Annotated in this window: 10 protein-coding genes; 6 read left to right on the plus strand and 4 right to left on the minus strand. The window is 66.0% G+C overall.

The window, feature by feature from the left end:
- Window positions 1-37: 37 nt before the first annotated feature.
- A complete protein-coding gene (gene serA, locus ACF07D_RS10410; RefSeq protein WP_119279064.1) occupies window positions 38-1,627 on the minus strand; it encodes a phosphoglycerate dehydrogenase in 1,590 nt (529 codons plus the stop codon).
- Between the two features lie 188 nt (window positions 1,628-1,815).
- On the opposite strand from serA, the gene ACF07D_RS10415 reads away from it, so the two are divergent.
- The 4 genes from ACF07D_RS10415 (at window position 1,816) to ACF07D_RS10430 (ending at window position 6,787) form a co-directional block, all read left to right on the plus strand.
- Window positions 1,816-3,402 (plus strand): PucR family transcriptional regulator, encoded by a 1,587-nt coding sequence (locus ACF07D_RS10415; RefSeq protein WP_391504860.1) that lies wholly within the window; start codon window positions 1,816-1,818, stop codon window positions 3,400-3,402.
- Between the two features lie 187 nt (window positions 3,403-3,589).
- Entirely contained in the window at window positions 3,590-5,044 is a 1,455-nt protein-coding gene (locus ACF07D_RS10420; protein ID WP_391504861.1) for an APC family permease, read from the plus strand.
- Entirely contained in the window at window positions 5,041-5,652 is a 612-nt protein-coding gene (locus ACF07D_RS10425) for a hypothetical protein (protein WP_391504862.1), read from the plus strand. Before ACF07D_RS10420 ends, ACF07D_RS10425 begins: the two co-directional genes overlap by 4 nt.
- A 19-nt stretch (window positions 5,653-5,671) precedes the next feature.
- Complete coding sequence (locus ACF07D_RS10430; RefSeq protein WP_391504863.1) at window positions 5,672-6,787, plus strand: Zn-dependent alcohol dehydrogenase; 1,116 nt, start codon at window positions 5,672-5,674, stop codon at window positions 6,785-6,787.
- Between the two features lie 223 nt (window positions 6,788-7,010).
- On the opposite strand, the gene ACF07D_RS10435 is transcribed toward ACF07D_RS10430, so the two are convergent.
- Window positions 7,011-7,307 (minus strand): hypothetical protein, encoded by a 297-nt coding sequence (locus ACF07D_RS10435; protein ID WP_391504864.1) that lies wholly within the window; start codon window positions 7,305-7,307, stop codon window positions 7,011-7,013.
- Window positions 7,304-7,792: a hypothetical protein gene (locus tag ACF07D_RS10440; RefSeq protein WP_119278883.1), complete on the minus strand. Its 489-nt coding sequence runs from the start codon at window positions 7,790-7,792 to the stop codon at window positions 7,304-7,306. Before ACF07D_RS10440 ends, ACF07D_RS10435 begins: the two co-directional genes overlap by 4 nt.
- 214 nt (window positions 7,793-8,006) lie before the next feature.
- Between ACF07D_RS10440 and ACF07D_RS10445 the strand changes: the two genes are divergently transcribed.
- Complete coding sequence (locus tag ACF07D_RS10445) at window positions 8,007-8,939, plus strand: hypothetical protein (RefSeq protein WP_391504865.1); 933 nt, start codon at window positions 8,007-8,009, stop codon at window positions 8,937-8,939.
- 68 nt (window positions 8,940-9,007) lie between these two features.
- Window positions 9,008-11,602 (plus strand): ATP-dependent helicase HrpB, encoded by a 2,595-nt coding sequence (gene hrpB, locus ACF07D_RS10450; protein WP_391504866.1) that lies wholly within the window; start codon window positions 9,008-9,010, stop codon window positions 11,600-11,602.
- A 73-nt stretch (window positions 11,603-11,675) separates the two neighbouring features.
- On the opposite strand, the gene ACF07D_RS10455 is transcribed toward hrpB, so the two are convergent.
- Window positions 11,676-12,404 carry a DNA alkylation repair protein gene (locus ACF07D_RS10455; RefSeq protein WP_391504867.1) on the minus strand — a complete coding sequence of 243 codons (729 nt, stop codon included), beginning with the start codon at window positions 12,402-12,404 and terminating at the stop codon, window positions 11,676-11,678.
- Window positions 12,405-12,431: the final 27 nt, after the last annotated feature.

Genomic DNA, 12,431 nt, shown 5'->3' on the forward strand with positions numbered 1-12,431 from the left:
CCGCAATCATTCGGCCTAGCCCCGCAGCAGGATTGGGTTACGCGTCGACGACGATAGCGCGCGCCGCCTCCGCACCGATCGACTCGGCGAGCGAATCGACGAGATCCTCAGCGAGCGGCGAATCGATCGTCAGCACCGAGAGCGCCATGCCGCGCTTCTCGTCGCGCGCGATCTGCATGCTCGCGATATTGATGCCCGCGTCACCGAGCTTCCCGCCGAGCGTCGCGACGATGCCAGGGCGGTCTGTGTAGCTGAGCACGAGCAGGTGCTCAGTGAGCGGCAGCTCGACGTCGTAGCCGTTCACCTCGATCAGCTTCTCAATCTGCTTCGGGCCAGTGAGCGTGCCCGAGACCGACAGCTGAGTGCCGTCAGTGAGCGAACCACGAATCGTGATGATGTTGCGGAAACTCTCGGCAACTGCATCGGTCGAGAAACGGACCTCGACATTGCGCTGCTCCGCGAGGAGTGGGGCATTCACGTATGACACCGGGTCCGAGACAATCTTCGAAAAGATGCCCTTGAGCGCCGCCAGGCGGAGCGCCTCAACGCGGTGCTCGGCGAGCTCGCCGTGCACTTCGATGTCGATCGACGCGAGCGCGCCTGCAGCGAGGCCTGCAAACACCTGGCCGAGCTTCTCGGTGAGCGGCAGGCCCGGGCGGACGTATTCGTCGATGCCAGCGCCGGCAACGTTGACAGCGTCGGGTACGAGGTCGCCAGCGAGCGCAAGGCGCACGGACTTCGCAACCGCGACGCCAGCCTTCTCCTGCGCCTCAGCAGTCGAAGCGCCGAGGTGCGGGGTGACGTTTACGTTCGGCAGGCCGGTGAGCGAGTTATCGGCGGGCGGCTCCTGCACGAACACGTCAAGCGCGGCGCCAGCAATCTCGCCTGCGGCGAGCGCTTCAGCGAGCGCGGCCTCATCGATCAGCCCGCCGCGAGCGACGTTCACCACGTACGCGGTCGACTTCATTGCCTTCAGCTGCTCTGCACCGATCATGCCGAGCGTCTCGGGCGTGCGGGGCATGTGGATTGTGAGGAAGTCCGAGCGCTCCACGAGCTCCTCGAGCGACACGAGCTGGACTCCGAGCTGCTGGGCGCGTGGGGCAGTCACGTACGGGTCGAACGCGATGAGCTCAACACCGAAGGGGCGCAGCCGCTCGGCGACGAGCGCACCAATCCGGCCGAGACCAATAATGCCGATCGTCTTCTCGTAGAGTTCGGTACCCGTGTACGAGGAACGCTTCCACTCACCCGCAGACAGCGAGCCGTGGGCCCGAGGCAGGTGGCGCGCGAGGCCGAGAATATGCGCGACAGTCAGCTCAGCCGCGCTAATGATGTTCGACGTCGGCGCGTTCACGACCATGACGCCAGCCTGCGTCGCAGCCTTGATGTCGACGTTGTCGAGACCCACGCCCGCGCGGGCGATGACCTTGAGGTTCGGCCCCCAAGCGATCGCCTCGCTATCGAGCTGCGTGGCCGATCGCACGAGCACAGCGTCGGCGGTTGCGAGCGCCGATCGGAGTGCGTCGCGGTCGGTACCGTCGACGTTCTGCACGTCAAAGTCGGGGCCGAGCGCGGCGATAGTGGCGGACGAAAGTTCTTCGGCGATCAGCACGACCGGCTTTGTCACGAGTGGTTCCTTCGGCATAGTTGAAGCGTCACATGTTGAGGCGCAGGAGCGCGGATCCCCAGTCTACTGCTCGAATATGCGCGCGCTTTCACGCGTGACGCAGCGTGACTGCCCGTTCAGGCCTCTCGCCGGTGAAGTTGCGTGCGATTTCTCGGCGCGATGGCGCCGCTGCCACCTACGATGGTGTCGTGTCCCTCAGCCTTCGCAAGCTTCTCCAGAACCCGTCGCTCCACCTCAACCTGATCGTTGGCGGCGAGGAGGGCACGACCGATGAGCAAGCGCTCGACCGCGACTTCGAGTGGCTGCATGCCACGGACATGGTCGACCCGACGCCGTTCCTCGGCCCTGCTGAGGTGATTCTCACCCTCGGCTGGCAGTTTCCAGTCACTGAGGCCGCCGATCCCGCCATCCCAGAGGTCCGCGTCTCCCCAGCTCGCCTTGAGCGCGTGTACGAGGACTACGTTGCGCTCGTCGCCGCGCACGGTGTGATCGGAATCGGGTTTGGCAGCGACGTGCTGCACCGCGGGGTGCCTCACCCGCTCGCCCAAGCGTGTAGGCGCCATGGCCTCATCCTGTTCGAAGTGCCATACGAGATCTCATTCATGGACATCCTGCAGGAGGCGTCCCGAGTATTGCAGCGCGACCAGACCGAGCGGTACGGGCGCTCGCTGCGGGCGCAGAAAGCGATCGCGAATGCCGCGACGCGGCGCGACGGACTCAGCGCGACGCTGCGGGAGACCGCACGGCAGCTCGGCTGTGGTGTTGCCCTGTATGACCCGCTCGGTCACCCCGTGATCGTGATTGACGCGCCAGACGGGAGACGCCTCTCTGAGCCAAAGCTCACCGCGATTGTGCAAGAAACGCTCGCGGGCGGCCAGCGGTTCCGTTCAGCACAGGTCACCGCCGACGTCGAAGCGATCCTCCAGTTGCTCGGGGAGCCAGGCGAGCCGAGCGGGATGCTCGTGTTGACGCTAAGCCAGGCGTTCGATGACGTCTCGCGCAACGTGCTGTCGAGCGTGCTTGCGCTCGTGAGTGTCTCGCTCGAGCAGAACCAGGCGCTTGAGCGGCTACACTCGACGCTGCGCGACGCACTCCTGCAGCTCGTGCTGTCTGGAAATGTTGGCGTGACCTCCCACATCGTCGAGAGCGTGTGGCGACCGCTCCCCCAGGTACCGCTTGTGACGATCGTTGGGGTGCCGCGCGACGTCGAGACGGTTCGGGTGCTGCCTGCACTGGAGGCGCTGCAGCTTCAAGAGGACCTCGGAATCTTCTTTGCGGAGTATCGTGGCGACCTCGCAGTTCTCGCACACGAGCGCGACGCCGATAGGGTCATCGCTCATCTTGAGACGTTCCCGCTCACGCTCGGTAGATCACGCTGCGACCGCTGGGAAGGGCTCGCACTGGCCCTGGACGAGGCGAAGAAGGCGGCGGAGTTCGGCCTCCGGCGTGAGGCCGCGACCGTCACCGCCTTCCCCGACATTTGGCGAGAGGGCGTGTCGGACCTCATCGACTCCTCGGAGGCCGCTCACGTCGCACGCAGATTGCTTGGCCCAGTGACCGCCTACGACGTCGAGCACGGCGCCGAACTACTCACGACGCTGCGTGTGTGGCTCAGCCACCACGGCCGGCCGTTGCCAGCTGCGCGAGACCTCGGCATCCACAGGCACACTCTTGGGGCGAGGTTGCAGCAGATTTCGGTGCTGACCGGCACAGACCTTGAGGATTTCCAGGCGCGTGCGGAGCTCGCGCTCGCGCTGAGATATCTGCAGACTTAAGGCCTCGCCGACAAAATGTCGATGATAACACAGCCTTTTCGACAATTAGCCAAGCGCCACGTATCCGCCCATCCGACAAACCGGCGGCGCCGCGCCGATATCTGTACAAATTGTCGAATGCGCCAACGCTCTGGATTCCGCATGCTTGAGTGTGGCCCCACCGGCCCCCACCGCAAAGGAGCGATGTATGACAAAACTCAAGCGAAGTCTCGGCTTCGGCGCCGCCTACGCGGCTTCAACAGGACTCGTGGTCTCGGGAACCGCGATGGTTTCCCTCGGCAACGGGTTTGGCACTGGCGGACTCGCGTTCGCGCTTCCAGCGTTCATTGGCCTCATCATCATCACGATGGTCGCGATCTCGTACGGCGAGCTCGCGTCGATGCTGCCAGGCGGCGGAATGGTCGGCGAGTACACCCTCCCCGCGCTCGGCAGACTCCCAGCGATCCTCGCGGTGCTCGGTGGCTACCTCGTGCTCGTCTCGGCAGACGGCGGCACCCAGCTGATGGTCGCCGGCGACTCATTCGAAAGCCTCACGGGCTTCCCTGCCGCGGCGTTCTCGTTCATCCTGCTCGCGATCCTGCTCGTCTTGAACATCGCGGGCGTCGACATCTTCGCCCGCGTGCAAATCCCGGTCGTGTTCGGCCTCATGGGCATCCTCGCCATCATGGGCCTGGCCGGAGTCTTCGGCTTCACCAGCCAGACGCCCGTCGACAACCCGGCACTCAACACTGACTGGGGCACCCTCGCGTCAATGGGCGCCGTCGCGATCTGGCTCTACATCGGCATGGAGTTCGTTGCTCCCCTCGCCGAAGAGGTCAAGAAGCCGTGGAAGACGATCCCGGCCGCGATGATCGTCGGTGTCTGCACGATCTTTGTCGTCGACGTGCTGTTCGGCTGGGGCGCGACCCGCTTCGCCGACCTTGGCGAGATGGCGAGCTCCTCGATCCCGCACGTCGTCGGCGCGACAGCAATCTTTGGCGCCGCCGGCGGCGTCATCATGACCGTCGTCACGATCCTCGCGTCGTTCTCGACCGGCAACTCATACCTCGCGGCGATCCCGCGGATGCTCTACGGCCTCGCAAACGAGGGCCTCCTGCCGAAGTGGCTCGCAAAGGTCAGCCGCCGCACTCGCGTACCGTGGGCAGGCATGCTCGTGACAGCCGCGTGCATGGCCTCGGTGCTGCTCTACTCGACTTTCGCCGAGGGCGGCATCGAACTGATCTTGAACCTCATCAGCATCGCATGTACGACCTGGCTGTTCAGCTACATCATCGCCCAGATCGACGTCATCGTGCTTCGCAAGCGCTACCCGAACGCGCGCCGTCCGTTCAAGACGCCGTTCTACCCGCTGCCCCAGATTCTCGGCATTGCGTCGTGCGTCTACCTCATCGTGTTCATCGTCCCCGAGATGAGCCAGCGCATCGTCATCTGGTCGAGCGCTGCAATCATCCTCGGCGCGATCGCACTGTTCGGCGTGATCTGGCTGAAGCGCAACCGACTCCCGCTCTTCACCCCGACAGACCTCACGCACACACAGAACAACATCGTCGTGCGTTCTGAGAGTCTGGGCGATGACGAGCTCGGCTCGCCGCTCGCGGCTCCGTCGGTCCTGCAGCGCGAGACAGACGGCGAAGTTCGATGACACACGCACGCGTGCGCAAGCACCCGCTCGCGGGTTCGGGACCGATCGTCGATCGTGCCCGCGCCGCGCTACTGCGAACCGCTACCGAATTTGGCGAGGTCGTGGCGAGCGACATGACCTCGGTCACGGCACGCACCCGGGACGGCATCGACGTCACCCTGAGCTACGAGGGCGGCAACTTCGTGTTCTCGCGGGTCTACAACCTCACGCTCTCGGTCGCCCTTCCGGCCGAGTCCGACGTGCCGACCGGGCTGAAGCTCTCGCACCGCGCCCGCAGCGGCCCGCAGTTCGTGCGGGCGGGCTCTGGGGCTGGCGGCGCGGGACTCCCCGCGGCTCGCCCCGCTGCAGCCAGTTCCTCTGGCGGTGGCGGGGCGCTCGCCGCGCTCCACCGTTCCGTGGGCGACTTGCTGCGCGGCGTAGACCTTGTCACCGCAACAGTGTCGGGCCCGCGCACCTCGCGTACGCTCACGCTCACCCCGATGGGCGGATCTTACGTGTGGGTGCTCATCCCGCCCGTGTTCAAAGCCACAGCGTTCCCCGCTGGCGAGCCCGAGCGGCTACTCGAGATCGTCCGCGCGCTCCGCACCTGGTCCCCACTCTCAGTTTGACTCATTCGAAAGGATCATCATGATCACCATGAACGCGGCCGTCTTCGTCGGCCCGAACGAACCCCTCGAGCTCCGCGAACTCACGATCTCGTCTGAGCCGGGACCCCAGGAGGTACTCGTTCGTCTTGTCGCTTCTGGCGTCTGCCATTCCGACCTACACGCGCTCGACGGCGATTGGGAGACCCCTGCCCCACTCGTGCTCGGTCACGAGGGTGCCGGTGTCGTCGTCGCCGTCGGCTCCGAGGTGACGGGACTCGAGGCCGACGACCACGTGATCCTCTCGTGGACGCCCTCATGCCAGAAGTGCGAGTTCTGCGTTGCGGGACGCCCCGTGCTCTGCCAACTGGCGAACGAGACCGCATACCAGCATGTCTTCTTCGACGGAAAGCCGCGCCTGCGCGACGGAGATGAAGACGTGCGAAGCTTCCTCGCAGTCGGCTCGTTCGGCGAGTACGCCATGGTTCCGGCCTCGGCCGCGATCAAGATTCGGCGCGACGCCCCGCTCGCGCAGGCAGCCCTCGTTGGGTGCGCAGTGACAACCGGCATCGGCGCTGTCACAAACACCGCGGGGGTTGAGCCGGGCAGCACCGTGCTCGTTGTCGGCTGCGGCGGCGTCGGCCTGAACGTCGTGCAGGGTGCGCGCCTCGCCGGCGCAAAGCAGATCATCGTCGCAGATGTGAGCGCCGAGAAGCTCGAACTTGGTCGAACCTTCGGCGCGACTCACACAATCAACAGCCGCGAAGTTGACCTCGTCGAGACAGTCATGGCGCTCACCGATGGACGAGGCGTCGACTACGCGTTCGAAGCAATCGGGCTGCCCTTCACGATCGAGGCATGCTACGAGGCGATCCGGCGCGGTGGCACTGCCGTTGTGGTCGGCCAGGTCGCAGATGGCGTGAAGATCTCGATCGACCCGTTTGTCATGAGCGACCAAGAGAAGCGCCTCATCGGCTCGAACTACGGATCGAGCCGGCAGTCGATCGATTTCCCGAAGATCATCGATCTCTACATGGAGGGCCGTGTTGACCTCGACTCCATGGTGACCGACCGAATCCCCCTCAGCGGCGTGAACGAGGCGTTCGCGGAGATGCGCAAGGGGCGCGGCATTCGCACTGTCATCGAGTACGGCGACTAACAGCCTCCTGCCGGCCTGGCTCGGCCGGCCTCGCCCGGGCCCGGCCCCGACCCCGACCTCGACCCCGGCCTCAACCCCGACCGAGACCGCACGCACCCTCCGAGACCGCCTGTTTCTTACGTGAAAGACAGGCGGTGTCGGAGGGTGCGTGCGGTTTCAGCGGGCTCGGCGGGCTCGGCGGGCTCGGCGGGCTCGGAGGGTCGGCGAGCCTGTGGCACAGCAGCTACGAGATGAGGTGCATGATCTCGAGCTGCACCGCTGCGGCGACGCAAAGCCCTGTCGCGAGGAGCAATACTCGCACCCAAGCCGTGCGTCCCCTGGCAACGAGGAGCGAGACGAGCAGCGCACCAATTGGCACGAAGATCGCGAGCCCAAGCAGCGTCCAGGGCAGCGGCCCGAGAGCTTCGCCGAGGAAGGTCGACATCCCCATGAGGTTTCCGATGCCGGCGACAACGGCGTACGCGTACAGCGCGACGATCACCACAGCGGCGCCCCACGCTGAGATCAACTTCACGTTCACAGTGCAGCTCCGCTCAGAAACACCATTGGCAGGGGGAAGGTAACAATGAGCCCGACAACAAGCGCGAACACGAGCTTTCGCGTGTGCGCGCGTGCTAGCACGAGTGCCGAAATGAACCAGAAGACGGGTGCGAGAGGGGCGATCCAGAAGACGATCTGCTGGAGCACACCACCGATCGAGCCGCTCCCCGCAGCAGCCGCAGCGTTGACGTCAGCGTAATACTGCGCCCAGCTCATCCATACCCAGGCGTAGAGCATGAACAAGCCGCCTGAGAGCCCGAGCAGCACGACCGTCAGATTGCTCATCTGCTGTGGCTGCGCTTCTCGCTCGCCAGCGCCTGCCTCATCGGCGGACTCAGCAGCGGCCTCCGCGGTTGCTCCCACAGGGGTTGCCGCTACTGCCGGGTCTTCGATAGTCGGGGTGGCCTCCACGGTCCACCCACTGTGCAGGGCGCTCTCACGCTCATCGCCACTTCCCGTTCGCATGCTCACAATGCTATCGAGCTTCCGCGCGAGGGTTCTGAGAATGCGATCCCGAGCGTTCCCCTTCGGCTCCGCCCCGCACCGCCCCTCCCGCTGCTGTGTAGTGCCATTAACTTTGCGACGTAAATCCGTTGCAGATTCGTCACCGGAGAACCGCTATCGCCGGGCTACACTTAAAGCGACTTCATAGAAATGTCGACAAAGGAATAGCACCACCGTGGTTGAACCCAAAAAGAATGAGTCCGGCAAGGCCGCGGCATCAGCAGAGTCCGCAGCCGACGCGTCATGGACGCCGACCGCAACAGCAAAGTCGAAGGCGACGAAGTTCAGGTGGATCGCAGCGATCCTCTGGGCAGTCGCTATCGCGCTTGAGGCGGTCTCGATCTTCTGGCTGCTTCGCCAGCGGGAGTTCGTTGGCGAAGACGGCACCCTTGTCCGCAACCAAGACACGGGCCTCATCGAGCAGCAGAACGCGACCGCCGTGTTCCCGCAGTGGGCGTTCGTTACCCTCATCATCGCCCTCGTCGTGATTGCTGCACTCGCGATCACTGGCTCGATGCTGTGGAAGAAGGCGAACCGTCTCGACCCCGCGCGTCAGTCCGAGACCGTGAAGTTCTTCGTGCAGAACCAGCTCGGTGCGATCATCGCGATCATCGCGTTCCTTCCGCTCATCGTGCTGATTTTCACGAACAAAGACATGGATGGCAAGCAGAAGGGCATCGCAGGCGCTATCGGTATCGTTCTCGCTCTCGCCGCGACCGCCCTCGGCATCGATTACAACCCGGCGTCCGTCGAAAAGTACACGGCAGACCAGTCCACGGTCATCCAGCTGCTCGGCCAGGACGAGGTCGTCTGGGTCGACGGCGGCACGGTCTACCACGTATGCGAGAACGTCTCAGATATTCAGACGGGCTCTGACAAGCGCGTCGGCACGACTGCTGAGGCTGTCGAGGCAGGCAAGCAGCGCCTCACGCTGAAGTTCGCGAGCGAGCTACAGAAGTGCGGCCTGAACGTTCCCGAGAACGCGTCCGAGATCGAGGCCGCGCTCAAGGAGATTCAGGGCGGCGCGACCGACGTCACGCTTCCGGCTCCAGAGTGGGCGAACCCGAGCGACGCTCCGATCGTCATCGAGAACGCTCCCGCAGCGTAGGTTCGAACACGTTGACGCCGCGTGGCCCCGGGGATTCCCGGGGCCACGCGGCGTTTTAGGATGGATAGATGAGTGCCCACCGTTTCGACCTCTCCGCGATCGGAGCGGGCCTGCCTGTCGCACGCGCTGAAGCAGAAATTGAAGCGGCGATTGCCACAGGTGCTGCAGTGATCACCGCACCACCGGGCACCGGCAAGACGACGTTCGTCCCTGCGCTCACAGCAAACTTCGTCACGAGGCTCGCCCGCGCCTCAGCTGGCTCACAGACGACGCTCCTCAGCCAGCCTCGCCGCGTTGCGGTCCGCGCTGCGGCGAGGCGTCTCGCCAGTCTCGATGGGAGCCAGATCGGCGGCCCAGTTGGGTTCACCGTGCGCGGCGAACGCAGCGTGGGGCCCGACACGGTGCTGGAGGCGCTCACTCCGGGCGTGCTGCTCAGGCGCCTACTGTCAGACCCTTCGCTCGAGGGCGTCGGCGCGGTGATCTTGGACGAGATTCACGAACGTTCAGTTGACAGCGACATCCTGCTCGGGATGCTCGCCGAGGTTCGCGAGCTCCGACCCGACCTCACAGTCGTCGCAATGTCGGCTACCCTCGACTCAGCCGCGACCTCCGAGTTGCTCGACGCCAAGGTTGTCGACGTGCCGTCGCCGCTGCACCCGCTATCCATTGAGTACGCCCCGGCACCGGGCCAGCGCCTCGACGACCGTGGTGTGAGTCGCGATTTCCTTGCGCACGTCGCCGAGCTCGCTGTCACGGAACAGGCCGCCTCCGGCAGCGACGCACTCGTGTTCCTCCCCGGCGCACGCGAGGTCGACGAGGTCGCACGGATCGCCCGCGACCTCGTGAGCCAGAACGGGGCCTCCCCCGTCGATATCCTCCCGCTACACGGTAGGCTCTCCTCACGCGAGCAGGATCGCGCGGTCTCAGGACGCCACGCGCACGACGCCCCGCGGATCATCGTGAGCACCGCGCTCGCTGAGAGCTCGCTCACCGTTCCCGGAGTCAGACTTGTCATTGATGCTGGGCTCTCTCGCGAGGCACGGCGAGACCAGGCGCGAGACATGACTGGCCTCGTGACCGTTAGCGCGTCGCGCGCGAGCGCCGAGCAGCGTGCTGGCCGCGCCGCCCGTGAGGGGGCCGGCCGAGCTATCCGCGCATTCTCGGAGACCGATTTCGCGCGGATGCCCGCCACTCTCACACCCGAGATCCTCTCGGCAGACCTCACCGATGCCGCGCTGCTGCTCGCTGCTTGGGGCACGCCTGGGGCTGCGGGGCTGCGCCTCGCTACGCCTGCGCCACCCGCAGCGCTCGCCAGGGCACTTGCAACCCTTCGATCCCTCGAGCTCACTGACGCGAACGACAGAGTGACAGCGCTCGGAAGTCGGGTTGCGGGCCTCCCCTTCGGGGTCCGCGAGGCACGCGCACTGCTCCAGGGGGTGCGCGACTCCGGCGATCCTGATCGGGTCGGCGAGATTGTCGCCGCGTTCTCCGGGGACTACCGGGCGAGCGACGCCGATCTCGCGACGCTGCTCCGCGCGCTCCGGACCGGACGGCAGCCGGGCGCGGACCGCTGGCGCGGGGAGGCGAAGCGACTCGCAAAGATCGCGAGCGATGAGCTGCGGGGAGCCCCGGAGACGCACGGCGACGCAGCGCGCGACAGCTCGAGCGGCGGGCGCGTCACAGCTCTCGCCCGCCCCGAGTGGATCGCTAGGCGGACCGCCGGGCATTCCCGAAGCTACCTGTTCGCGAGTGGTACCCGTGCAGCGCTCCCCGAAGGCAGCCCACTCGCAGCGTCGGAGTGGATAGCTGTCCGCGAGGTCCAGCGCGCCGAGGGCCGCGCCGCAGACGGCACCGGGGCGGTCATCCGGCTCGCCGCAAGCATAACCGCCGAGGACGCAGTGGAGATCGGTGGATCGCTCCGGTCACGCTCACGCATCGCCAAGATCGACAGCGGAAAAGTGCGGGTGCGCGAAGAGGATCACCTTGGAGCAATCTTGCTCTCCTCCAGCCCAGCCGCGCCGCGCCCGGACGACGCAGGCCCGGCGTTCGCTGCGCACCTGCGGGAGACGGGCCTCACCGCGCTCAACTGGACGACTGCGGCCGGGATCCTACGGGCAAGGCTCGCGCTCCTGCATCGCGAGCTTCACGACCCCTGGCCCGACGTCTCGGACCTGGCGCTTCTTGACACCATCCCTGAATGGCTCGGCCCCGACCTCTCCGGGATGAACCCAAAGGCCTCCCTCGCAGCCCTCGATGTGACGAGCGCACTGCGCAGGCTCCTCCCCTGGCCAGAAGCAGCGAGACTCGACGACCTCGTGCCCGAGCGGCTGCCCGTGCCGTCGGGCTCGACCGTCGCCATCGACTACGCGCCGGCGCTCGATGCAGGCGGGCGCCCCATCGTCGCAGTGAAGCTACAGGAGGTGTTCGGGCTGGCCGAGACGCCGAGGCTCGTGAGCGGCAGGGTTCCGGTGCTATTCCACTTGCTCTCCCCCGCGCGCCGACCGCTCGCAGTGACCGACGACCTTGCGTCATTCTGGGACGGGCCGTACCAAGACGTGCGTCGCGAGATGCGGGGCAAATACCCGAAGCATCCGTGGCCCGAGGATCCGTGGGCAGCCGAGGCAACCGCCAAAACAAAACGGGCCGCTGAACGAGGCGGTTAGACGGGCTCAGGGAGGGTGAGCGTCATCGGCAGACATGCGTCTGCCGCCGCCTTCCGCGGGGCACAGCTGCGCCTCAGCGGGCGGCGAGCACCGCGTCCCGCTGCGCCACACTGAGGTGTCGCACCGCCTCGCGGATCGTAACGCCCGAGGCCCGCCGCGCCCGCGGGAGCAGCCACTCGTATACGTCGTCTGGCCGCTTCCGCGACATGTCTCGCAGCACCCACCCGATCGCTTTGCGGATGAAGAACTCCCGTTCGTCGAGCAGGGAGTCAGCGGCTCGCGAAAACCGATCCCAGTCGCCGCGCCCCTCGCGCAGTGGCACCAGGTGCGCGAGCAGGGCCGCGCGCCGGAGCCAAAAGTCATCGTCGACGAGCCACCTGTCAAGCACGGCGCCGAACCGCTCCTCGCGCTCGGCGACAGGCCCAACAACGTTTGCCGCGATGTTGTCGACAAGTGCCCATGTCCCTGCCTCGCGGAGCAGCCGTTCGAGCAATTCGGCGTCGGCGATCTCAAGCACCGAGTGATGACGCTCGAGCAGCTCAACAGCCGCTGCCCGGCGCTCATGGACTGGAGTGCCGGAAGCTCCCGGCGACCACAGGTCGGTGACCACTGCACGCAGAGCTATCCGGTCGAGCTGCACGCCCTGAAGTGCGGCCCGCACAGCCTGCCGCATCTGCGGCACCGTGACACCGTAGTGTACGTTTTCACTCTTGAGGTATGCTCGCTCGCGCTCGGTGCGCTCCGGGGTCGCGCGTGCACGAAGCTCCGCGTCGATCCTGTCTGCCAACTCAGCTGCACACATACCGTAAGCATACGGGCCCCGGGGAGA

This window comes from Leucobacter sp. NPDC015123, assembly GCF_043080205.1.
Classification (GTDB): Bacteria; Actinomycetota; Actinomycetes; order Actinomycetales; family Microbacteriaceae; genus Leucobacter; species Leucobacter aridicollis_A.

Bases quoted from the DNA above. Each gene is read 5' to 3' on its own strand.
- ACF07D_RS10425 (WP_391504862.1), top strand. From the start codon at position 5,041: ATGACACACGCACGCGTGCGCAAGCACCCGCTCGCGGGTTCGGGACCG.
- ACF07D_RS10420 (WP_391504861.1), top strand. From the start codon at position 3,590: ATGACAAAACTCAAGCGAAGTCTCGGCTTCGGCGCCGCCTACGCGGCT.
- ACF07D_RS10440 (WP_119278883.1), bottom strand. From the start codon at position 7,792: ATGCGAACGGGAAGTGGCGATGAGCGTGAGAGCGCCCTGCACAGTGGG.
- ACF07D_RS10455 (WP_391504867.1), bottom strand. From the start codon at position 12,404: ATGTGTGCAGCTGAGTTGGCAGACAGGATCGACGCGGAGCTTCGTGCA.
- ACF07D_RS10430 (WP_391504863.1), top strand. From the start codon at position 5,672: ATGATCACCATGAACGCGGCCGTCTTCGTCGGCCCGAACGAACCCCTC.
- hrpB (WP_391504866.1), top strand. From the start codon at position 9,008: ATGAGTGCCCACCGTTTCGACCTCTCCGCGATCGGAGCGGGCCTGCCT.